Source organism: Singulisphaera rosea, assembly GCF_054877945.1.
On sequence record NZ_JBTYIP020000024.1, the window covers coordinates 17,718 to 40,918 of the forward strand.

A 23,201-nucleotide genomic window follows, 5' to 3' on the forward strand; every position below is an offset into this window, starting at 1 on the left:
TCCAAGATCGGTGGGCCTATCGCGTACTCGTCCGCCGTCGCGAGCACTCAGGACCTGCCGACCTCGATCCGCGATCCCGACCAGACCACGGAGTTGGTCGAACGGGTCGCGCACGGGCTCGAGTTTGTCAGCCCAGAAGCTCGGCCGCGGAGGCTACGGAACCTTCTGCCGCCCACGAGGTCTCTGCTGGCGTGGGTAGAACGGTGAGGCATCCGATGGTTCGTCCACGAAAGCGGGGACTTGGTAGCTCGCCGCCTGATGCTCCGGACTATGGCAGCGTTCATGCAATCCAGGCTCTCCCGCGCTATAATCCAAGAAGTGGGGCGAGATCGGCCGGCACGCCTGGGAATTCCAGGATGTAGGACTCATTTCGCGCCCGCCCGCTCCTTGGATCCTCGATGTCGAGCCCCCGCTCGAGAAAGTAAAGGGTTTGGTTTCCATCGACGAATGTAAACACGATGAATCTCATGTGTAAAGCGTGATGGCGCTTTCGTTGCAGAAGGATGTTCGGTACGAGCGTCGGGTACGACCCGAAGTGCCTCTTGAGTTCAGTGAGATGGCTCGCCGTCGGGATAGAATGCCGATCCTTCAGTTCCGGTTCGGAGAGTTGAGTCCGGATCTCGAAGGGAATTGTGGCGCCGGAGGAATGCCACGGAACAGCGCGGAGAAAGTCTTCCAAACACTTCAACTGATGTTCTGTGGCGAGATAAGGGTCTTGGAGGACTACTTTCTCGATTGGTGCAAGTGAGGCCGCATGGAATACCTCGGCGAAGTCGACTCTCGCCCCCTTCGGGATCGCGTGGATCTGGTACCCATCCGGGACCGTATCTCGGATCGGCATCGGCGTCGTGAATCGCTCGAGCCAGGTCTGCATCGCCGGCTCGGCCTCGGCCAGTCGACGCGAGCTCCGATTATACCAGAGATCTCGTCGGTGAGTCTCGGAATCGAATGCAGTCGTTCGCGAGGTGCTGCCCCAATGGAAGGCGGCCATGCGGCCGTCTGACCCGACTGCCAGCAGAGCATAGGGAGGCGGAGGAGCATCCTCCCGGACTTGGAGGAGGATTGCGCCTGCCTGCTGGACCGCGAGCAACGGAAGCCTGGAAGTTAAACGCCCGTCGATCGACGCCCGTTCCGTGCGGACAGCGAGAGTCAGGGCCTTGTGGTGGGCGGCGACCTCTTGAAGTAGGATGTACCAGGGCCCCCCTTCATCGGGCCCGCCGATGGCCAGGCCATCGACGACGAGGGCGGCACGGCAGCTTTCCCGCAAGGCGGCGCGGAGTGCGCTCGCCTTATCGGAGAGCGTATACAAACGGTCGGACTCGGGATCATGAGCCACGGAACCCCATAGCTCCTCGAGATAGTCGGCTGCCCCCTGACGCACGAGGAGATCATGGCAGAACTGGTTGCGGTAGCTACGCAAACAGCGGTAGCAGGACGCAGAGGTATCGCAGCCGCCGCACTGGACTACCCGCGCGAGGGCCGCCTCAAGGACCGCGATCAACTCCTCTTGGTCCTCCAATCGCTGGATGTGGCCGGCACCGCCCGGAACATCGTCGAAGAGGACGATCTCCTGAGTGATGTCGCCGTCGGGCAGACGGATGGGACGGATGACGCCGTTGATGTCCTGGGGCTCGATCCCCAGAGCATCGGACATGCCACCGAGTAACGCGTAGAGCAAGGACATCCAAAAGGATTGGTCGTCGTAGGTCCGTCCGGTACCGCTAAACGTAAGCCTCGCAGCACAGCCTCGGAAGTCGTGGCCAAGGTGCACGGGCGAGACAGTCCCCTGACAGGCCTTGCCGAGCGGGGTGAGGTGCTCCGCCTTCCCCTTGGGCGAGGGCTCGAGCAGTCGACCGCAGTAGCGACACAGTGAGAACCCCTTTCCGGAAGGGTCCTCACCGTCGTTGAAGACAAAAAAGTCGGCGTTGATCGTCGTCCTCACCTCGACCCGCAGCCCCGCCCTTCCGCCGAGCGAGAGCTGCGTGGGATCGTCTGCGTCCTTCTGGGGGACGAAGAGGACCCGAGATGCCGGGATACGTATCGGTCGATCGAAGGCCAGGTCCTCGCCCTGGACCAGCAGATCCGTCGTGAAGCCGAAGGAGGGCACGATGTAGTGATGCTTGCGGCGGAGGGGATTCTTCCCGTCGTGACCGCAGACGGGGCAGACCGTGTCCCGAAACACTTCGTCCTTGTCGAGGTGGCGTTCGACGTGCCAGCAACGGGAGCATATCGCGTAATGCTTTTTCTCGAGGGCGCCGGATCTGGGGGGCATGCGAATCCCCACGCTCCGCCAGAGCCGTCCCTTGGCCACAATCGCCGCGCCAGGGGCATACTCGGACAGCGCGATGCGCAGGTCCCGCTCGAGCTTCAACTCGGAATTCGTCGTGACCAGCGTGACGTTATAGATCGGGAAGGCGTAACCCGGAAGCACGCCACGATCGCTGAAGAAGCTGACCCAATCTCGGCGTTGCAGGGACTCGACCCGTTGTTGCAGGAACGAGATGAAGCCGGCGATTCCCCGAGCCTTATCAAACTTTCTAGCCTGCTCAAATTCGTTTCGCCGAACAATGGCCTCGTCGAGAGCGTCCTGATACATCTGGACCTCCTGTCCGAAGTAATCGCGGGCCTCGCGCACGGCCTCGCGGACCCGGCCTGAGAGATCCTTCAGATAGGTTGTCGGGAGGTCGGGAGGGACCAGTTCCACTAGGGACCAGCCGTTTCGATCGATCGCTTCGCCCAGACCTTCGAAGAACGAATCAAGGGGCGAGGGCCCCGACGATTCTATGGGTGTGACCAACTGGCCGATCGAGCGGAGCTCATTTCCCGTTGCATCGTCCCAGCAGTGTACAAAGTCGGCTAGGAGCACGGCCTGGATATGCCTGCGCCCGATCAGTTCGTTGCCAAGATTGATGCGCGGCGGGCTGATACGACCATCGACCATGCCCTCGGGGGCGGCGAAAAAGTGTTCGTCGTGCGACCGGGGCAAAGAGAACGTGACCACGAAGGCGGCGCTGCCGATGCCCCGGCCTGCCCGGCCGGCACGCTGCTGGTAGTTGGCAGGGGATGGAGGGATGTTGCGAAGGAAGACTGCTTCCAAATCGCCAAGGTCAACTCCCAGCTCGAATGTAGTCGAGCAGCTGAGGACGTTGATCTGACCTTCATCGGGATGATGGCCATCCTGGAATGCCTCCTGGTATGCCGTGGCCAGCTTGGGCCCAAGTTGGGCCGTGTGCTCGCGGGAGGTAAGAGGGACGGGGCTCTGCTCGGGATTCGCGTAGCTCCGCCGGTAGTGGTTCTCGCCGAGGCGATCCCCCGGGTCCGCGGGTTCAAGCAGGCCATCGCACCGAAAGCTTGGGCAGATCCGCAGGACGCTCGACGGCGACCACTGGTTGCACTTCGTGCAGACGAACCAGAGGCCACGGGTCGAGAAGCCGATATCGTCCCACTTGAGCTGCCACCCCGCCTGTCCCGGAGCGAGCTGCTTCGATCGGAAGATCGGTCGAGGAGACTCGACGAGCGATGTCCAGAGTGCGTAGAGGGCTTCGAGGACATCGCGATCGCTCCGGGCAGGCTGACCAGCGCGTGCCGCGGCAGCATCCATGACACGACCGAGGAAAGCGGAACGGCGCTGAGTCGTCGACTTCCTCTCCGGGCAGAACCCGTGGAGCTTATATTTGCCGTATCCGGTCTGGCTCCCCTGGGCGACGAAGGCCTGCTCGCCGCGCTGGAAGCCGAACTCGACTGCGTTGGATGAGAGAGGCGGGGGTAGCTCGACCGCCCTCTGCAGTCGGACCGTTGTGAGCAGGATTTGGGCGAGGTCCTGCTGCTCCTCGGGAGAGAGGCCGAGCTTCGCCAGGAGTTCGGGCGGTTCGATCCACCGCTTCAGGTCGACCCGGCACGCGACGAGTCCCAGGGCCTCGAGCGACTGGCGGCGGCCGATGGGGAGGCAAAACTCGACGACTAAAGCCGTGAGGAATTCCTTTTGCCTGCGGTGCTCGTCCCAATCGTCCGGAAACAGGTGTTCCTCCTCGGCTACCCGTCGCATGTAGTCGACCAGCGACCGACAAGAGACCTGTGCCGAGAACTCCTCGGCCTGCCGCAACGCGTGGTGAATCAGCCAGCGAGTCTTCCGCGTCTCGTGGGTATTCTCCAGGTAGGGCGCGAAGTAGGCCGCCGATTGCCGCGAATCGGCGAATGCCAGGAGTTTTCGACCCTGACCCGGATAGTATTGGGCCTGCTTGTTCGCCGATGGGGGGAGGTTCCGGTAGAACGCCTCGGCGACCACTGCCTGCGCGGCCTCGGCCTCGGCCCGGATCGCGGTGACCGTTGCGTTGCCGCCGCACGCGAAGCAGCGGGCGAGCTCCTCCCTTCCTCGCTGGATCAGCCACAATGGCCGCCACGGGGCCGACTCTCCACCCTGAGCGGGTCGATAGGCCCCGGTCGGGGGATGGTAGACGACCGGCTGGGCCGCCGCGGGTGTCTCCTCCGCTTCGTCTGCCTCGTCCTCGGAGCATGGGACGGGTGGATCCCAGGTCAACCACGACGGCTCGCCGCGCCCCTCGCGTGGCGAGCCGAACGCCCGAAGCACCCGCCCGTCATCCCCGTTGAATGAGTAGGCGAAGATGTACGGCTGGCCGCACTTGCGGCAGACGCGTAGCTCCAGTGTCTTGGTTTCTCCATCGGGGGTAACGTTGGTCGGGTCCAGGTAGAGGCTCGGAGTGGAATCTGCGTCGGGGGGTGAGTCGAAGGCGATAAAGGCACCGTTCAGGCCGCGGACGAAGAAATGGTAGCGGCATGGGACGAGCCTGGCATCGCCTCCGGGCATTCGCGCGAGACTGCAGATCCGGACCAGCCCGCTCAGGCGGCGCAAGGCCGCCTCATCTTCCGAACCGAAGACCATCCGGGCCGCCGTCCCAAGGTCGCGTGGATCCTCGGACGCCTCACGCAGCCCTACCGCCCGGGCGTCGTCTCGGAAGACCTGGTAGAGCCCTTCATCGAACGACCGCTCGCCTAGGCTCGCCGCCTCGGCAATCCGTTCCCGGCCGAAGCCCGCCCGCTCGAGGGCTGAAGAGAGTGTCACGCTCCACCGCCCCGTCTCGCAGCTCTCCAGGAGAGAGCGGTCCTCATAAAGCGCCGGGTCCGGTTCGGTCATCCCCTCCGCGGGGGCATGCTCCTTATGTGCTTCAATGATGTCCTCCGGGACAAAGGGAGCGTGGAACAGGTCCGAGGCGAAGTGAGCGACTTTTTCCCTGCGGCCCTCCGCGCTGGTCCCGAGCGTGGCGCTTGTGCCGATATACTGCGGCGGCTGACCGGACTTCCCTTTGACCCGGTGGCGAAGCCGCCTCAGGAGGAGGGCGACCTCGCTCCCCTTGGCCCCCGTGTATGAATGCGCCTCATCCATCGCCACAAAACTCCACGGCCCGGAGAACAGAGGCGTGTCGTCGTGCCGGAGGAGCAGGTACTCAAGCATTGCGTAGTTGGTGATCAGTATGTGCGGGGGCGACGCGCGGAAGACTTCGCGGGAAATCACCTCATTCGCCAGCGAGTCGGGAAATCGACGCTCGGCTTCTTTTTGAGTGTTGGGGGTGGTCTCGATGTTGACGTAGCGGCCGAACCGGATCTCGGGGGTGTGCTGGAGAACCCGCTGGAGGTTTTTTAGCTGGTCGTTGACGAGCGCATTCAGGGGGTAAAGTAGCAGCGCGTGGACTCCAGGCGCCGGGTTCTCAAGGATCGAGGCCAAGATGGGGATTAAGAAGGTGAGCGTCTTCCCGCTGCCGGTACCGCTGGCAACCACGACGTTCCGTCCGGCCCTGAGCCGGCGGATGGCTTCGACCTGATGTTGGTAAAGCTGGCGATCGGGGCTGTCCAAGAGCGTGAGTTCTGCGAGACGAGGCGGCAAGACGCCTTCGCGAATCAACTCGCGCAGCGTGGCGTCCAGTGTGTACGGGGCGAGCCCGTGAAGGTAGGGACCTCGGAAGAGCCGATGCCGATCGGCCAAGGCCTCCCGGAACTGCTCGCGGAGTCGGTGGTAGCGGGGAGAGACGTCGAAGGTCGTCCCCAAGTAGCCCCGGACGCGGTCCTGGATGTCACGGGCGATCTTGATTGGTTCGATTGCCATTGGGGCGTTCCAGTCGGAAACCGGGCTCGCCGGCGATTGCAGCGAGCCGCTGCTCGATCGTCGAGACGGAGTGCCCGAAGACTTCGCCTCGGAGGATCTCAACGACCCGCGAGCTGATCTGAGTCGATTGGATGGCCAGATTGCTCGATGTTCGTCGAAGCTGTTCTGTGAAGTAGAGGATCTCGAAAGCCTGCTCCTCGGCGAGTCGCTCTTCGATCGTGTCGAAAGCCGCGAACAAACCGAGCGCCTGGGCTTCAAGCCAACGGAGCCGGCGCGTCTCGGTCATGCGAACCCGCTTGTCCCCCCAGAAGAGGTGCGCGTTCCATTGCCTTTGCTGATCCGAGGTCACATAATCATAGAAGCTGGGGTTCAGGCTGATGGGTAGTAAAGGGTTGCGGCGTTTGATGTCCGCGAGTTCGAAGACGGAAATGTTCCGGAACTCGTTCTGGTAGTCGTTTGACATCAGGTTCGACCTGACATGGAGGTTCGCGATGGTGCCCCGCTCCTCATTCATCGAACCACCTCCATCTCGTGCCTCGCGGCGACCCGGGCGGGCATCTCGAAGCCGAGATTCAGATCGGGGATCCAGACAGGCTCGGCATGCTCAGCCCGGGCAACGCTTCCGGATGCGACGACCCGCAGCACTAGGTGCCGGTCGACCGAGAACTCGACCTCGAGCCAACTCTCGTTTTGGTCGATCGGGATAGAGATGATCCTCAGGAGCCGCCCCTGAGGCTTGGTATCCGTGTCCGGTCGGTTGCAGACCAAGAGGCGGGCGACCCCGCTCGCCGCGTCACTGACGAAGAATCGTTCCTTCTTGGGGGCGAATGTCACCCGCTCACCGGCCCGGAAGATGGGAAGGAAGGCGTCGTGGTCGTCCCAGGCGTGCGCGAGCCGGACTCCGACGTCGCCCGCGAAGACCGGCCGCGTCCCGTGGACGGCAAGTAGGGCCGCGCCGAGCGCGGTGGCATTGCCAATATCGTCCATGCCGCCCGGATCCGACCGCAACTGCGGCGGGATTGCGATCGACGTCACGATCCGTTCGCCCGCGATCTGCCGCGAGAGCCGCTCCTGGATGGCGGGAATGTTGCAGGTGCCGCCCGAGAGGAAGAGCCGGGCGAGGAGCCCCGGCGAGATGCCTGTTTCGCGGATCGCTCGCTTGAGTCTGTTCACTGCCTCGCCGACGGACTGGTCGATCCACTCCTCGAATTCTCTGGGGGAGAGGGTGTAGTCGAGATCGGCTCCGCCGACCAAAGCCACGTACTCCATCGAGCCGGGCCGGCCGCCGCTCACTTCGAGCTTGACCTGCTCGGCCCGTTGCCGGAGCCGACGCCCCCGCGTGGTGGACAGGATATCGTCGGCCGTGTGGGGGAGTTCGGGGTGTGACCGCAAGAAGGCCTCGACGGCCTGCCCGCAGATCATCTCGTCGAAGTACTCTCCGCCCCGGTGCCAGCCCTCGACCTGGCGCGTCCAGGCGATACCGTCCTGGATCTTGATCGTTGCGATGTCGAGGCTCCCACCTCCCCAGTCGAAGACCGCCGCCACTCCCGAAGTCGGATGGACAAAGAGATCGCAATAGAGCGCGGCAACCGGCTCAAAGAAGAAGTGCGTCACTTCGATCTCCGCCCGCTCGCAAGCACGGAGTAGGTTGATCCTCGCCCTGGGAGGGAACTCGACCGGGATGGAAATTGCTGCCCGGTCCATCGGCGTGGAAGGGACGGCCTCACCCACAGCTCGGCGTAGATGAGTAAAAAAATCGGCCGTCATTTGTACGGGATCCATCGGACGACCTTCGACCTCGACCGGATCGTCGCGATCGAGCAGCCATTTGATGGATTGAGGCGACAATGCCCCCTGGCGACGCTGCAGGGCGGAGTAACCGAAGGCGGTGGGCCTACCGCTTTCGTAGTTCACCTGGGTTGGCATGCTGTACGAGACGCCCCGATCGTCGTAGATCGGGACCATGTGCATCGTTTTACCGTCGTAGTGGGCAACCCGTGTGTTGGTCGTACCGAAGTCGATTCCGAATACGGATTGCCCCCGCTCCATCTCTTCCCCCCGCTTTACGTGAATCGACCCAGCTTACCTGTGACCCAAGCTAGCGTAAGATCAGTATAGCTTTGCCGTCGAACTCTCAATGAGGCATTTCAGAAAAACTTCTGTCGAGCATTGGAACTTTGAAATTTGTTGCAGCATCAAACAGGCCGGCCCCGACCTTTGGCAAGTGGGATCATTCGCCGATTACGCCGGTCTCGCGCAGCACGCCGAGGATTTTTCGGAGTCTCTGATGGAACCTCGTCTGCTCAGCGCTGAGCTCGCTCAGGTCCCGATCGTCATCGAGCACCTCGCCCAAGTAAGGTTCGATTCGACGCCTGAGCTCGAACTGGAAGGTCTTCACGCCCAGTTCCTTCTCCTTCTCGGCGCGGTGGACCTTGTCGTCCGCCCGACGTTCAGTCTCTTCGATCTCCCCGAACGCGTCCTCCAGGTCCTTATCGAGCTGCTTCGCCCGCTCCTCGGCTTTACGAGTCGCCTGCTCGCCGGCCTCGAGCCGTGATTCCAACGCCGAGATCCGGGCTATCTGTTCGGCCAAGGCGGTGCGTACCTGCTCGAGGGCCGCGGCGGTGGCCTCCGCGCTCCTCTCAGCCTCGGCCAACTTAGCCCTGTGCTGGTCGTTATCCCTCTCGGCCCGGGCGCAACGAGCCAGGAAGTCCTGGCGATCACCGTCGCGATCGCGGAAGAACCCCGTGATCTTCTGCGTCACCTCGGTGAGATACGACTCCAGATCGCCCAAAGTGGATGCCTTGGCAGTGGGGCGGGTTCCCTCTGATGGCGGGGGCGCGGTAGCCTTGGTTGCCCGCTTCGACCTGGAGCTCTTGCCTTTCTGGGGAGGCGGGTCCGTCGTCGGTTCCGAACTCGAGGCGGGGGTGCGATCCCCTAACAATACCTCAGGTGTGCGAGAGCCAGGTGGCTCCTTCACTTCCGAGTCTTCCGGAGCCGACGCCGGAGACATTTCTCCAGCCTTTGGCAATTCGACCGGATCGGCGGCACTCTTGCGTTCGGCCGTAGTGCTCAGTAACACGTCGATGGATTGCAACGGTGCTTGCGACGGCGGGGCCTCGGTGGCGTGCTTTCCGTCAGCCGCCTTTCCCTCTTTGGGACCATTCGCTGTCGCCGTGACGTCCCTCAAATGCACTCCCCGCCGTTCGGTCGGGTCATCTGGCGCAGTAGGTGGGTCGGCGGTGGCCGGCTCGTTTTGGGCCGGGACTGGGGTATCCGCCTCTCGACGTACGACCGAATCCATAACGGGAGAAGGCTTCGAACTCACCCGAACGCCTCGCGGCTCTGCCTCCGCCGCTGGTTGTGCGGCATCCGGAAGATCACACTCCGTAGTCATCGTGACGGTCGACCCCGTGAGTGGGCTATCATGAGCTTTTTGCGCCGCGTCGATTCTCGCTGACGGCTCAGGTGGGGCATTCTCCAGAAGGGTAACAGGGGAACGATCGGTAGTTTTCACCGGGAGAGTCCGCTCCGGTGCCGACCTGGCCCCGATCAACTTCAGGTTCTCCCCCGCATCCCTTGCCCCGGCGGGCACCTGACCGGATTTCCACGGGGGCTTCTGACCGGGATCAGGGCCGAGTTGCTCGATGGCCGCAATTAACTTGCTCTTCAGTACTGGAGTAGCCGGGGTTCCGAGCAACCTTTTCAGGGTCCCGTGCCACTCCTCCTGCGGCATGTTGTGGCCAAGAACTATATGAACGACCGCGAGCGGGTCGCGATGTTGATCCTGCTCCCAAAGCTGAAAGAGATCGCGGCGGACCACGTCCAGATAGGCACTATCGTTCATGCGATAGAGAATAGGGAGCATCGCTTGATGGGCACGGTCCTCGGGGTCGGTCGCCTTGGCGATCATGATCGCGAGACTGTAAATCAATTTATGTTTATTTGTTTGCAGGTTTGTCTCGCACGCAGTGGCTAGCCCCTTCGAGAGGATGACCAGGAATGGATTCCCCGATGCCCACGGGCTATTCTTCCTCATATGATCGGCCAAGATGGTGAGGCCGCTGTGCTCCGCCAGCAGCCGCTTGATATACTCGAGAAGTCGAGTGTCGGTCTCCGGCGAACGTTTTCCATTTCGGAAAATGTCCAAGACCATCTCCCAAGTGGCCTGAACACTCGTGCCTCCTGACTTTCGCGATCCATCAACAGGACTCATATTGGCCTTGCACTACGAGGGGATGTCTTCGAACTGCGAACGCCCGATGGAATCTCTCAGATCGTTTCTTCGAGGAGCACTTCACGTAATGCGTCGTGCTCATTCTGGCGGGACCAATCGAGTAACCTGCGGAAGAGTATACCCGCCTCTTCGTTCCGATTCTCGACTCGACATTGACGCAGGCGGAGCAAGTCGATGCCGAAAAACTCGTCGCTCGTGAGGCCGTGGAACTGCGAGAGTAGTCTCCCCGAGGCGGCGACGTTCCCGGCCGACTGGAGTAGGGCCAAACGGATCAGCTCCGCGTATTCTTCGGCGAAAACGGGAGGGGTCGAAATCGCCGCAGGTGGAACGGGCCGACCCGGGAGCCAACGAAAAGGCTGCAGCAGATAGCGAGCGGCGGAGCGCAGCATGGGCAGCCATTCCCACTGTCCGCCGGTCGGCAACCCTTCGGGAAAGCGAGGCTCACGGCCGAGCATGAACAGTGCAAGCCCGCGCAGCAAGAGTGCCTCTTTGGAATCAATCGACCGGGCTGTGTCCTGGTCATCCCCCCCCACGATGGGGTGCAGGATCGAGTCCAGTCGCCTCAAGCAGCTCTGCCACATTGCGACGCCGCCTCCCTTCCCGCACGCGTAGCGGGAGTGGTGCTCGGCGATGATGAGTTGCTGAAGCGGGCACGATACAGGCATCTCGGCGAGCTCGCGGCCCTTTCGCGGGATGTCGGAGCGCGGGACGGCGCCGCGTCGCAGATCGTATGACGAGCGGATGATCGTTTGCTCGTATAGGTCCCCGCGCGCCTTGAGGCGTTCGAGCATGCGTTCTACCCCGGACATCAGGCCGAGGTGGAGGTAGCTCCTGGCCGCCGCGAGATGGAGGATCTCTTGCTCAGGTGACGGGCAGTCGGCGGCTTCGGCCCGCGCGACGCAGCGACCGAGATCTCGAAGTGCAGCCGCCTCGTCCTCGACGCAGACGGCGGACTCCAGCTCGCAAAGTAGCCGTTTCCGGTCATGTTGACGAACGTCTTCTCCCACGACGGCAGGCGCGAACGGGGGAGCCCCCCGGCCCTGCAAACACACCAGATCCATCCAGCCTCTGGTGGTCCGAAGCTGTACGGTCCCTGCGGCCTCGGCTCCGAGCGAGTCGCGCCAACGGTTGAGGGGGATGTCGTAGGTGTTCGGAACGCGGCATGGGTCGCCTGAGGAGACCTCGGCCCCGCCGACTAGCCGGCAGAACGGCCGACCGTCCTCGAACTCTGGCTCTCGGTGGAGCTCGACGCGCAATCGGTCCTCGAGCTCGATGTCGGAGAGTCGGAGAGTGAGCGGTGGCGTTTCCCATGGGCCGAGAGGGTTGACACGCGACAGCCGCCTCAGCCTGGTGACCGGGGTCCTGATCCGCAATTCAGCCCCGGAGCCGGGGAGGATCACGGTCACGCTGGGCGATCGGAGCGGGTCTTCCGGCCAGGCTATGCAGACACCGTTGGCCATCGCGATCCTTGTACCGGCACCCGGTGCAACCTCCGAGTCCTCCGTTCTGATTTGCACCGCTGCGCAGGATTCGAAGAGCTCGGGGGCCTCGACGTAAGCGAAATCGGCGGGTCGGAGCCGGACCAAGGCGAGCGAGAGCGGCGGATGCTCCGGGAGTGCCGTCAATCGGCAGGTGAGGAGGATTGAGCCGTAGACGTCCCTGAGGTCGGGGGCTGCCGAGAGGTCAAGGTAGGCGCGACCACGGTCGTCGCCGATGGAAACCTGCTCACCCACCCACAGACGGAACCCAGGAGCGGCTTCGTCGCGAGGACTTTCGTGGGCAATTTCCAACGCCGCCTCGGCGAAATGAACCACGCCGTCGATCCAGAGGCGCGGCCATCGATCGATCCAAGTTGGGCGGGTGTTCTCGAAGAAGACTTCGTGGTTAGGAGGATCCTCTGCTTGCCAACTCGCCCTCGATCCCGGCACTCCGATGGTATACGGCCCGACGTCCGCCCCTTCCTCCAGTTCCAGGCGAAATCCACGCCACCCATGCCATCCGATCGGCTCGTAGTCGACGGGCTCGAGGACCCGGACCCCTCGGATGGCTGCCACTGCGCCCGCCCGAGCTTTAGGGGCCAGGGCCAGGTAGACGCCCTTCGGATGCGACGTCCCGGGCTCATGAGGGAGGAGACGGCCCTCGGCCGAGAACAGCACGAGCGAGGAGTCCGGAGGCGGGAGCTGAAAAACATCCTCAACCATCTCGCCCAAAGGTCTGAGCTCGACTCGGATGGTGTACCGGCTTGCCGGATCGAGGGGCTGCGATCGCACTTCACCGACCCGGACCCTGTCCGGTGCAGCGAAAACCTCGGGCTGAACGACCTCGGCCTGGGTGACCGACCAAATAAGCTCCTGGCCTGGAGACAAGGACTGCCCCGGGAGGATTGCGATCAACTGCTGGCCGTCGACATCCCACCGCAGGAACGGCCGGGCTGTCGGATGCAAGCTCCGTCGGCGTGGCCGTTTTGGCTTCTCCACGGCAGGCAGAGGCTCATCCTGACGCGACAGGCGATCAAAAAGATACCCGAGGATCGGATAGGATTCACGCCAGCTACAGGGACATCCATGGCTGGCGGCGACCTGCCAGCCGACTTTGCCGATGATCTCGGCCAATCGCCAAACCAGCCGATTCTCGCAGTAGAGCCCCGAGAGACGGTGCAACGCACCGGGAAACCGTTCCAGCCGGTCACCGACAAGGACGTTGAAGTCGCTGTATGAGATTCCGTCCAGTTCGGCGAGCAACCTGTCGCCGACGAGCGGGCGGAGCCAGCTGATCAAGCCGTCCGAAAAGATGCGGTCGACGAGCTTGTTGTCGATCGCCCCGGGACTGCGGTGGACCAAATGATCGAAGCCCGTCACTCCCCCATCCCAGGCCCAGTCGACGAGTCGTTCGATCAAGTCGACATCGCCGGCTGCCAGCGGATCGACTGCACCCGGGGAGGCTGTTCCTCCGGTGTAGATCCAGTGGAGCCGTACCAGGTCCTCAAGGGTATCGACCGACACGAATCCCCGGTCTTCGACTCGCCGCGAGCGGAGATAGGCGATCCCTTCTTGGGTGACTTGCCAAGTGCAAATCGCGGCCGAGCCTTTCGCACCGTAGATCTGGCCGACGATGCAATAACCTCCATCTGCCTTGCGGTGCAGGCGCGCCACTCTTCGCCTCCGGGCTATTAATAGATTTTTACATTGCATTTATAATCATATGTATGTAAGTGTTATAGATCGATTCTGGGTTCGGGTGAAATGGCGTCTGGAGCGGCCACCGGCCACTCATCTCGAATGGCAAAGCCATTCAATGACGAAAGTTTTGAGCCTGGGGCCATCAAATCTTCTTTGGATAGCCAAAGCGGCGTCCACTCAGATCCAACGCGGCTCATCCTCAAGCATAGCGGATGGTTTGGGAGGAACAAGTCGGCCGCTCCGACTTGTGGCCACTCATTAACTCGCCCGGTTTCCTCGAACCCTCGTTTCGGCCCGGGTACAATCGGACGGGTTGGCTGGCACTCATCGCTGAAGTCCATGTGGAGATCGGCGAGGAGTGTCCGGTCTGATATGATCGGAGTTGACGGTCGGCACCGGCGTTCGATGGGGAACGCCACGATCACGTCCTCCGGGCGAGGGCCTTGCGACGAGCTCCGGGCGTTCCCGGTGCGGTCGCGACCGGGACGTGGCGACGGGACCGGTCGTCCGACGGATTCCACAAGGCGGAGGAGTTATCCATGCGGCCGATGATCGATGCCCACCTCGACCTCTCCTGGAACGTGCTCTCCTTCGACCGCGACTTGCTTGCCACCGTCGAGGAAGTCCGACTCGCCGAGGAGGGGATGACCGACGAGAAGGGCCGTCGTCGGAACACGCTGACCCTGCCCGAGCTGCGCAAGGCGCGGATCCCGATCTGCGTGGCGACCTTGCTTTGCCGAAGCGGCCCGGTGCCGATCAAACGCCCCGGCTTCCGGCGGACCGACCTCGACTTCATGACGAGGGCCGCCGCGTACTCGCACGCCCAGGGGCAGTTGGCCTACTACCGCCTGCTCGAGCGGCAGGGGCACATGAAGTTCCTCACCCGTCGCGACCAGGTCCGGACCCATTTCGACGCCTGGCTCGCCGCCCCCGAGACCACGCCGCTCGGGATCATCCTGAGCATGGAAGGGGCGGACCCGATTGTCAGCCCGGACCAGGCCGAGTTCTGGTGGGACGCCGGCCTTCGCGCCGTCGGACCCGCCCACTACGGGCGGTCGCACTACGCTTATGGCACCGCCGTGGACGGCCCGCTGAGCGATGACGGGGTCACGCTCCTGAAGGAATTCATGCGCCTGGGGATGATCCTCGACGTTACGCACCTCTCCGACCAGTCGTTCTTCCACGCGATGGACGTCTACCAGGGGCCGATGCTCGCCAGCCACCACAACTGCCGGGCCCTCGTCCCGGGCGACCGCCAACTCGCCGACGAACAGATCCGGATCCTGATCGAGCGCGACGCCGTCATCGGGGCCGCCTTCGACGCCTGGATGATGTACCCCGGCTGGGTCCGAGGCGTCACCCAACCCGAGGTCGTCGGGATCGAGGCGGCGGCGGACCACGTCGACCACATCGTGCAGATGGCCGGCAGCGTCCGGCATTGCGCCCTCGGCACCGACCTCGACGGCGGCTTCGGCACCGAGCAGACCCCCCGCGACCTCGACACCATCACCGACGTCCACAAGCTCGAAGATATCCTCACCCGTCGCGGCTACTCGGCCGCCGACGTCGACGCCATCTTCTACGGCAACTGGCTGCGGTTCTTCGAGAACGCCTTGCCCGCCTGACCCGACCACGCTCGGTCCACCGTTCTTGATGTGCGAATCCTCCCGCCCCGTCTCGGCAGGGGCCCGCCTTCGGCGAGCCCCGCGCCGAAGGCCCGCGGGCCGGGGATGACGGGGCGCCCCCACGCCTTCGAAATCCTTCCCGCTCGCTTGACATATTCCCATTAGGGTATATTATCCTCGCATGGCACGCTCGCCGACGACGTCCGACGCATTCAACGCCGTGGCCGAGCCTCGTCGCCGCCAGATCCTCGACTTGCTCGTCTTGGGCGAGAGGCCGGTGAATGACATGGTCGCTGCGCTAGGTTTGGCCCAGCCGCAGGTGTCCAAGCACCTGCGCGTCCTGAGGGAAGTGGGCCTCGTCACCGTGCGGGGCTCGGGTCAGCAGAGGCTCTACAAGTTGAACGCCGAGCGACTCAAGGCGATCCACGACTGGGTGAAGACGTTCGAGCCGTTCTGGGATCACCAGCTCGACCGGATCAAGCAGCGTGCCGAGCGGAAGGCGAGCGAAACCGTGGTCCCCGACGAGTCCGACAGGGAGGATTGAACATGTCGACGATCGATATCGAGCAAGAGATTCAAGTCGTCAGCATCGCCCGGGAGGTCGAGATCGCCGCGCCGATCGAGATCGCGTTCGAGGCGATCCTGGAGGAGATCGGCCCCGGCGGCGAGATGCCGGACGGCAAGCCGTTCCCGATGGTGATCGAGGCGTGGCCGGGCGGGCGTTGGTACCGCGACCTCGGCGAGAACGCCGGGCACCTCTGGGGACATGTGCAGGTCATCAAGCCGCCGACGCTCCTGGAGCTCTGCGGGCCGATGTTCATGTCCTTCCCGGCCGCCAACCACGTGCAGTACCGGCTCTCGGCCGAGGGGGACGGCACCCGGCTCAAGTTCATGCATCGGTCGATGGGGCCGATCCCGGAACAGGTGCGCGAGGGGGTCGGGCACGGCTGGGAATACAAGCTCAACCGGATCGCGGAGGTCGCCTCGCGCCTGGTCGCCGAGCGCAACGGGGGGAAGGCCCGATGAAGGCCCTCGACTTGATCCGATGGGCGTTCAAGTTGACCGACGAGTCGACGGAGCGGCTCGTCGGTGACATGCACGACCGGCCCCTGACCCCGCCGACCCCGCGGGGCGGCAATCACGCCTTATGGGTCATCGGCCATCTCGCGATCATCGAGGGGATGATCCCGCACACCGTCTTCGGCGAGGCGAACCCCGTCCAGGACTGGTGGCCGATCTTCGGGACCGGCTCGACCCCGTCCGACGACCCCGGGGCCTACCCGCCGTTCGACGAGGTCTTCTCCGCCTACCGCGAGCTCCGCGCGAAGAACCTCGCGAGGCTCGAGGAGATCGGCGAGGAGGGCCTGGAGCGGGCGCCGAAGGTCATCCCCCCCGGGTTCGAAGAGCCCATGAAGACGATCGGCCGGACGTACCACCTGATTGCCATGCACCAGATGTTCCACCTCGGCCAGGTCGCCGACGCCCGACACGCCGCCGGCAGGGAACCGTTCGTCTGAGCCTGATCCGAAACCCGGTTTCTTCTTCAAAACCGGGTTTCGGGATTCGGTCTCGAGACACACACTCAAGATCAACGGAGGATCTCATGACCGATCATGCCGTCGTCTCTCGCGAGGACTGGATCGCCGCCCGCACGCAGCTCCTGGAGAAGGAGAAGCAGTTGACCCGACTGCATGACGAACTCTGCCGCGAGCGCCGGGAACTCCCCTGGGTCAAGGTTGAATCCACCTATGTCTTCGACGGGCCGGACGGGAAGGAGACGCTCACCGACCTCTTCGCGGGGCGGAGCCAGTTGGTCGTGCATCATTTTATGTTCAGCCCCGATTGGGAAGAGGGCTGTGTCGGGTGCTCGTTCCACGCCGACCACGTCGACGGGGCGCTCGTGCATCTCGAGAACCACGACGTGAGCTTCGTCAGGGTCTCCCGGGCGCCGCTCGCCAAGATCGAGGCGTTCAACTCGCGGATGGGTTGGCAAGCGAAGTGGGTCTCGTCGTTCGAGAACGACTTCAACCGAGACTTCCACGTCTCCTTCACCAAGGATGAGGTCGCGGGTGGCGAGGCCTATTACAACTACACGAAGACGAAGGAGGCCATTGAAGAACTCCCCGGTGTGAGTGTGTTCACCAAGGACGAGGCCGGCGACGTCTACCACACCTACTCGTGCTTCGGCCGGGGCGACGAGGGGGCCGTGGGCGCGTACTTCTATCTCGACCTGACGCCCAAAGGGCGCAACGAGACGGGCCCCCACGGCAACCTGATGGACTGGGTGCGGCACCACGACCGTTACGGCTTCGACGGGTTCGTCGACGGGACGAGCCTCTACCGGATCGGCCGGGTTACCTACGAGGCGAACCGGTGAGCCCTCGGCGATGCTGCGGGGAGGATCTGACGCCGTCCCTGGCGCGACGATCTTCCCTGGAGATCGCCGGATGGCTCGTCCCGGCGGCCGTCCTCGCGCTCTTGCCGAAGTGCCCCGCCTGCCTGGCCGCCTACGTGGCGATTGGGACCGGCCTCGCCCTCTCGACATCGGTGGCGGCGGGGGTGAGGGGCATGCTCCTCATCCTTTGCGCTGCGACGTTGTCCTACCTCGCGGCGAGGCGGATCCGGCGCCTCCTCTTCGAACGAATTCGGACATGTTTCTGCGAAAATTCTGAGGCTCCGGCCGCCACGATAGGCAATGCCTCGCCACTTCATCGGCAGGACCGCTGCCATCGTGCGGAGCCGACGTCCAACTCGGCCGCGACGGGTGCCCGGCACGTCCTTCCCCTTCAATCGGCGATCGATTGAGAACCTGACCCCCTTTTCTCACCCCGGCTCGTCGAGGACCATGAGAGCGAATGTCGGGAACGCTGGACCGACGTCGCGCTCGGCGGCAACCCCATCCGGCTGTCGCCCGGCAGTCTCATCATTGACCTGGGACGAGCCTCATCATGATCAGCTCGGGGATTTTCGAACAAGCCCGGAGGATAGACAAAGACCTACAATCGATCGGTCGCTTCCGCCAGTCTCTCGGGGGAGGAGTGCCTTGAAGCTGCCAACCCGGAGGGAATTGCTTGTGTGTCTGGCGATCACCCTATGCCTCTGCGCTTACCTCTTCCACCCGTTCTACTTATCCGAGAACTTCGGCAAGCCTCTCGGGCAGGACACTCCGACCGAGCCTCCCGACGAGGCAAATCGGTTGGTGCATCCCCTCGGGTTTTCGATCGTCTATCCCCCGAATTGGGTGCCGAGGATCCAGGTCGAAGACAAGTCGATCGTCGGGGAGCCCAGGAAGTTAATCCCGAGTCGAACCTCAGCGACGATCTATGCAAGGAAACTCGGGGTGATCGCGCCCGAACTCTCGGAATGTCGGCCTATCGAGTTCCAGGGGCAGCCCGCCTATGAGGAATCCTCTCGGAGGGACGGGAACTGGGATGAACCGCCTCGGTTCAGCCACCACATATTCTTCCAACGTCGGGGCGATTGGTATCAGCTCAGCTACTGGATCGGTGCAGACCCGCCGGCTCTTCCCGAGACGATCCGTCGATTCATCAATACCTTTCGAGCCAAGTGACCTCCCATAGATTCCGCCGACAGCCCATTCGAGATAAATTGATGTCGCCGACGTCAACGATGACGCACGTAGTGAGGCCCATCGACGAGGGGTTTCATCCTCGTGCGGGATCATTTCACGCCATTTTTGCGCCGTCTACAGGTGGGATGCAATGCCTTTGACGAGCATCCCGGTCGCCTGGCTTCGGCACGGCAATTGCTCTCAGGGTGATGGCCTTGCTCTCATTCCTTCCGAAGCTTCCAGCTCCCTCTAGGCAAACCGAATATGCGTACGACCGTCATGCGTGCGGATTCCAAGTCGAAAACCGTGCCCGCGGCGCCCAAGAGCATGGCGCCGACGGAGGCCCGACATCCGGGCATGGGCGCGATCCCTTATGAGGTGGGGGTGGCCTTCCGGGTGTGGGCTCCCCATGCGGAGCGTGTCTTCGTCGTCGGCGACTTCAACGAGTGGAAGGAAGACGCCACGCCGATGGAGCACGAGGAACACGGCTACTGGTACGCCGACGTCCCCGAGGCGAGGGTCGGCGACGAATACCGCTACCTGATCGTCAACGGCGAGGCCCGGCTCTCCCGCATCGACCCGTACGCGAGGCAGGTGACGAACTCGGTCGGCAACGCGGTCGTCCAGGATCCCGAGTTCGACTGGGAAGGCGACGCCTTCACGATGCCCGGCTGGGACGAGCTGGTCATCTATGAGATGCACATCGGGACCTTCAACGACGATCCGGGCGGCCCCGCCGGCACCTTCGCCGACGCCGAGGAGAAGCTCCACCACCTCAAGACGTTGGGCATCAACGCGATCGAGGTCATGCCGGCCGCCGAGTTCGCCGGCGACTTCTCCTGGGGTTACAATCCCGCGCACATCTTTGCGATCGAGAGTGCCTACGGCGGACCCGCCGCGTTCAAGTCGTTCATCAAGGCCGCGCATCGGCTCGGGATCGCGGTCATCCTCGACGTCGTCTACAACCACTTCGGCCCCGGCGACCTCCACCTCTGGCAGTTCGACGGCTGGAGCGAGAACAACGGCGGCGGGATCTATTTCTACAACGACTGGCGATCGGAGACCCCCTGGGGCAACTCCCGGCCGGATTACGGCCGTGGCGAGGTCCGCCAGTTCATCCGCGACAATGCCATGATGTGGCTCGAGGACTACCACGTCGACGGCCTCCGCTACGACATGACCCTCTACATCCGCCACGTCCGAGGCAACGGCGACCCAGGCGCCCAACTCCCGGATGGCTGGGGCCTCGCCCAGTGGATCAACGGCGAGATCCGCGATCGCTTCCCCGGCCGGATCACGATCGCCGAAGACCTCCAGAACGACTGCTGGATCACCAAGGGCGCAGGCGTCGGCGGTGCAGGCTTCGGCTCGCAGTGGGACGCCGGGTTCGTCCACCCGATCCGGGCGGCCGTCACCGCGATGCACGACGAGGAACGGGACATGGTCTCGGTCCGTAACGCCATCGTCCACGGCTACAACGGTGACGCCTTCCAGCGTGTCGTCTACAGCGAGTCGCACGACGAGGTCGCCAACGGCAAGGCCCGCGTTCCCTCGGAGGTCGACAAGTTCTCCGCCGACAGCCTCTACGCCAAGAAGCGCTCGACCCTCGCCGCCGGCCTGGTGATGACGGTCCCCGGCATCCCGATGCTCTTCCAGGGCCAGGAATTCCTCCAGCACGGCTGGTTCCAGGACACCGTCCCGCTCGACTGGGAGCTCAGCGACCGGCACGAAGGCATCGTGGGACTCTACGGCGACCTCATCGCCCTGCGGCTCGACCGCAGGGGGGCCACACGAGGACTTCGAGGTCATCACGCCGATGTGTATCACGTCAATAACATCGACAAGGTCGTCGCCTTCCGACGTTGGGATCAGGGAGGCGCCGGGGACGACGTGATCGTCGTCGCTAATTTCTCCTCGAAGACGTTCACCAACTATCGGATCGGCCTTCCCGCAGAGGGTACCTGGAAGCTCCGCCTGAACAGCGATTGGAACGGCTACAGCCCGGACTTCGCCAACACCCCCGCGTGCGATATGACGGGCCACGCCGGTTGCTACGACCACCAGCCGTGCCACGGTGAGATTGCGATCGGCCCCTACTCGGTCCTGATCTTCTCCCAGGATCGTTAGGAAGTAGACAGTAGACAGTAGACAGTAGACAAAAGTGAGGATGAAAGTATTATGAAGTAAATCGTTGCAGGCAGCAGTTCTATAGATGACCTGTTCGTGCGGACTCCGCAGAACTGGACATTGGTCGGCAAAGACGATACTGGCACGCCGGCGGGAACACGAACACCCGCCGGCGTCTCGCGTTTTCGAAACTTGTCTTTCGCAGGGTTGGGCCTACCCACTCGAGTGAGCCAGGTTTAAGATAGGTAAGTCGTTCGACTTCCGACATCACGATTCTTCGAGAACCGGTCGCGATTCAAGAACGTGGATCGAGGGCCGAGAGGACTTCGGGTGTCGAGGTAGCAATCATCGCGAGTCCGTGACATTTCTCTAGATCCTGAATGTCTTCGAACGGGCTCGGCCGCGGCCACATTCGAGAAGTTCTCGTAGACGTGTCCTGACTCGTGGGCTGCGAAGAATCGGGGCGGATCGGTTGTGGGATCGTCCTCCTCGTGGGCGCGAGTCGACAGTCGCATCGCCGAGTTCAAAGCGCCGTCGGACGGCGTACTCGATCGTCGGAGGGACCCCATCCTGGCCCGAAAGGAGCGGATGGATGAGCGACGTGATCACGCTCGAGGGGGTTGGCGACGTCTATGCAGCGAAGCTCAGGGCGGTCGGGGTCGCCACGGTCGAGGCCTTGCTCGAGCGAGGGGCTTCGCGAGAAGGCCGCGGGCGGCTCGCCGAGGAGTCAGGGATCAGCGAAGCCCTCATCCTCCGCTGGGTGAACTTCGCCGACCTGTTCCGAGTCCCTGGGGTCGGGACCCAATACTCCGAGCTACTCGAGGCGGCGGGGGTCGACTCCGTCCCGGAGCTCGCCCAGCGCAACCCGGCGAACCTGCACGTGAAGCTTGTCGAGGTGAACGAGGCAAAACACCTCGTCCGGCAGGTCCCGAGCCTCGCTCAAGTCACCGGTTGGATCACGGAGGCGAAGACCTTGCCTCGGGTCGTCACCCATTGACGGTCGGCCCCGACTCTCGTTCGGTAAAGAGACCAAGCTCGGTGCGAGGTTGCGGGGACACCCGGCCTCGAGATCGTCGTCGCTATAGTCGCTATAACAGAAGACGAAGGGGACTCTGATGGTTCGCTCTCCACTCTCGAACGTTGTCAGCTCGCTCGCGTTGGCCGTCGCAATCGCGATGGGCCAGGGCATTCCGGCGCATGGGCAGACGCCCACCAAGCCCGGCGTCATCCCCAAGGTCAAAGCCAAGCTCAAGTCGAAGGCCGAGGAGCGTGCGAAGGCCAAAGCCGAGGCCGAGGAAAAGTCCGAGCCCAAGGCCGGGGCGATGCTCGACCTGAACAAGGCGACCGCCGAGGAGCTCGAGAAGAACCTCCCGGGCGTCGGCGCGGTGACGGCCAAGAAGATCGTCGCCGGCCGTCCCTACACCAAGGTCGACGACCTGGCCAAGGCGGGCGTCCCGGCCCGGACGATCGAGGGGATCCGCTCGATGGTCTTCATCGGCGCGACCCCCGCCGCCAAGCGGGCCCGCGCCACGGCCACGCCCAAGTCTTCGGCGGAGGAGATGGCGAAGGCCCCGATCGACCTCAACTCCGCCAGCCTCGCCGATCTCGAGGCCTTGCCCGGCATCGGCCCCGTCCACGCGAAAGCCATCATCGCCGACCGCCCCTACAAATCCGTCGATGACCTCGACCGCGTCAAGGGGCTCGGCAAGGTCCGGATCAATGCAATCCGGAGCCTGGTGATCGCCACCACCGAGGCCGCGCCCGCGCCCGTGCCCGCCGCCGTCGAGGCGAAGGCCACCAAGGCCATGGAGCGTAAGGCTGCCAAGGCCGCAACGAAACCCGCCACCAAGCCCGCCGCGACGTCACCCCTCGCGGGCGGCAAGCGGATCAACATCAACACCGCCACCAAAGCCGAGCTCATCGAAGCCCTCCCGGGCATCGGCCCCGTGAAATCCCAGGCCATCATCGACACCCGCCCCTTCAAGACGATCGAAGACATCATGAAGACCAAGGGGATCAAGGAGGGCGAGTTCTCCAAGATCAAGGACATGATCACGGTCGAGTGAGGTGGGTATAACCTGAGAACTGGCCTGCTTGTTCAAAGGCCGGTCCGTCCGAGTTGGACCGCCTCATAATCTTCGGCCGCTGCGGGGCCGCGCGAAGCTTCGGGGGTTTTGGCAGGATCTTGGGATGGACGAAGATAACGCGGCCCGTCGACCCTCGAAGATTTGACAGGAGGAGACCTCCAGGGAGGTTTTCAGGCTTTGGCGATTTAAATTCGAAGGCCAACCGAGAAGCTATCGAGGCTGAACGAGGCTCAGCTCCCATTTCCGTCGTATGCTCGGAG

At 63.5% G+C, this 23,201-nt stretch carries 15 protein-coding genes; 10 read left to right on the forward strand and 5 right to left on the reverse strand.

Annotated elements, in window-relative coordinates:
- Positions 1 to 304: 304 nt before the first annotated feature.
- The 5 genes from ACYOEI_RS30045 to ACYOEI_RS30065 form a co-directional block, all read right to left on the reverse strand.
- The gene (locus tag ACYOEI_RS30045; protein ID WP_462853359.1) at positions 305 to 6,118 is read right to left on the reverse strand and encodes a DEAD/DEAH box helicase; all 5,814 of its coding nucleotides are present in this window, start codon (positions 6,116 to 6,118) and stop codon (positions 305 to 307) included.
- The gene (locus ACYOEI_RS30050; protein WP_462853360.1) at positions 6,087 to 6,632 is read right to left on the reverse strand and encodes a hypothetical protein; all 546 of its coding nucleotides are present in this window, start codon (positions 6,630 to 6,632) and stop codon (positions 6,087 to 6,089) included. The genes ACYOEI_RS30045 and ACYOEI_RS30050 overlap by 32 nt, the downstream gene beginning before the upstream one ends.
- Entirely contained in the window at positions 6,629 to 8,089 is a 1,461-nt protein-coding gene (locus ACYOEI_RS30055; protein WP_462853361.1) for an Hsp70 family protein, read from the reverse strand. The genes ACYOEI_RS30050 and ACYOEI_RS30055 overlap by 4 nt, the downstream gene beginning before the upstream one ends.
- Positions 8,090 to 8,348: 259 nt before the next feature.
- Positions 8,349 to 10,265: a hypothetical protein gene (locus tag ACYOEI_RS30060; RefSeq protein ID WP_462853362.1), complete on the reverse strand. Its 1,917-nt coding sequence runs from the start codon at positions 10,263 to 10,265 to the stop codon at positions 8,349 to 8,351.
- 122 nt (positions 10,266 to 10,387) lie between these two features.
- Positions 10,388 to 13,504, reverse strand: a complete 3,117-nt coding sequence (locus ACYOEI_RS30065) for a hypothetical protein (RefSeq protein ID WP_462853363.1) — start codon at positions 13,502 to 13,504, stop codon at positions 10,388 to 10,390.
- Between the two features lie 566 nt (positions 13,505 to 14,070).
- On the opposite strand from ACYOEI_RS30065, the gene ACYOEI_RS30070 reads away from it, so the two are divergent.
- The 10 genes from ACYOEI_RS30070 (at position 14,071) to ACYOEI_RS30115 (ending at position 22,920) form a co-directional block, all read left to right on the forward strand.
- Positions 14,071 to 15,156, forward strand: a complete 1,086-nt coding sequence (locus ACYOEI_RS30070; protein ID WP_462853364.1) for a dipeptidase — start codon at positions 14,071 to 14,073, stop codon at positions 15,154 to 15,156.
- A gap of 181 nt (positions 15,157 to 15,337) precedes the next feature.
- Positions 15,338 to 15,700 (forward strand): ArsR/SmtB family transcription factor, encoded by a 363-nt coding sequence (locus ACYOEI_RS30075; protein ID WP_462853365.1) that lies wholly within the window; start codon positions 15,338 to 15,340, stop codon positions 15,698 to 15,700.
- Between the two features lie 2 nt (positions 15,701 to 15,702).
- Positions 15,703 to 16,182, forward strand: coding sequence for an SRPBCC family protein (locus ACYOEI_RS30080; protein WP_462853366.1), 480 nt, complete (start codon positions 15,703 to 15,705; stop codon positions 16,180 to 16,182).
- Positions 16,179 to 16,673 carry a DinB family protein gene (locus ACYOEI_RS30085; protein ID WP_462853367.1) on the forward strand — a complete coding sequence of 165 codons (495 nt, stop codon included), beginning with the start codon at positions 16,179 to 16,181 and terminating at the stop codon, positions 16,671 to 16,673. Before ACYOEI_RS30080 ends, ACYOEI_RS30085 begins: the two co-directional genes overlap by 4 nt.
- An 86-nt stretch (positions 16,674 to 16,759) precedes the next feature.
- Positions 16,760 to 17,533 carry a DUF899 domain-containing protein gene (locus ACYOEI_RS30090; protein ID WP_462853368.1) on the forward strand — a complete coding sequence of 258 codons (774 nt, stop codon included), beginning with the start codon at positions 16,760 to 16,762 and terminating at the stop codon, positions 17,531 to 17,533.
- Positions 17,530 to 17,961, forward strand: coding sequence for a hypothetical protein (locus ACYOEI_RS30095; RefSeq protein WP_462853369.1), 432 nt, complete (start codon positions 17,530 to 17,532; stop codon positions 17,959 to 17,961). Before ACYOEI_RS30090 ends, ACYOEI_RS30095 begins: the two co-directional genes overlap by 4 nt.
- A gap of 238 nt (positions 17,962 to 18,199) precedes the next feature.
- A complete protein-coding gene (locus ACYOEI_RS30100; RefSeq protein ID WP_462853370.1) occupies positions 18,200 to 18,727 on the forward strand; it encodes a hypothetical protein in 528 nt (175 codons plus the stop codon).
- Between the two features lie 327 nt (positions 18,728 to 19,054).
- Complete coding sequence (locus ACYOEI_RS30105) at positions 19,055 to 20,854, forward strand: alpha-amylase family glycosyl hydrolase (protein WP_462853476.1); 1,800 nt, start codon at positions 19,055 to 19,057, stop codon at positions 20,852 to 20,854.
- 592 nt (positions 20,855 to 21,446) lie between these two features.
- Positions 21,447 to 21,851, forward strand: a complete 405-nt coding sequence (locus tag ACYOEI_RS30110) for a DUF4332 domain-containing protein (protein ID WP_462853371.1) — start codon at positions 21,447 to 21,449, stop codon at positions 21,849 to 21,851.
- Between the two features lie 118 nt (positions 21,852 to 21,969).
- Complete coding sequence (locus ACYOEI_RS30115) at positions 21,970 to 22,920, forward strand: ComEA family DNA-binding protein (protein WP_462853372.1); 951 nt, start codon at positions 21,970 to 21,972, stop codon at positions 22,918 to 22,920.
- Positions 22,921 to 23,201: the final 281 nt, after the last annotated feature.

Coding starts and splice junctions, on each gene's coding strand:
- ACYOEI_RS30075 (WP_462853365.1), top strand. CDS start 15,338: ATGGCACGCTCGCCGACGACGTCCGACGCATTCAACGCCGTGGCCGAG.
- ACYOEI_RS30070 (WP_462853364.1), top strand. CDS start 14,071: ATGCGGCCGATGATCGATGCCCACCTCGACCTCTCCTGGAACGTGCTC.
- ACYOEI_RS30090 (WP_462853368.1), top strand. CDS start 16,760: ATGACCGATCATGCCGTCGTCTCTCGCGAGGACTGGATCGCCGCCCGC.
- ACYOEI_RS30050 (WP_462853360.1), bottom strand. CDS start 6,632: ATGAATGAGGAGCGGGGCACCATCGCGAACCTCCATGTCAGGTCGAAC.
- ACYOEI_RS30055 (WP_462853361.1), bottom strand. CDS start 8,089: ATGCACATGGTCCCGATCTACGACGATCGGGGCGTCTCGTACAGCATG.
- ACYOEI_RS30045 (WP_462853359.1), bottom strand. CDS start 6,118: ATGGCAATCGAACCAATCAAGATCGCCCGTGACATCCAGGACCGCGTC.
- ACYOEI_RS30085 (WP_462853367.1), top strand. CDS start 16,179: ATGAAGGCCCTCGACTTGATCCGATGGGCGTTCAAGTTGACCGACGAG.
- ACYOEI_RS30110 (WP_462853371.1), top strand. CDS start 21,447: ATGAGCGACGTGATCACGCTCGAGGGGGTTGGCGACGTCTATGCAGCG.
- ACYOEI_RS30080 (WP_462853366.1), top strand. CDS start 15,703: ATGTCGACGATCGATATCGAGCAAGAGATTCAAGTCGTCAGCATCGCC.
- ACYOEI_RS30115 (WP_462853372.1), top strand. CDS start 21,970: ATGGTTCGCTCTCCACTCTCGAACGTTGTCAGCTCGCTCGCGTTGGCC.
- ACYOEI_RS30105 (WP_462853476.1), top strand. CDS start 19,055: ATGGCGCCGACGGAGGCCCGACATCCGGGCATGGGCGCGATCCCTTAT.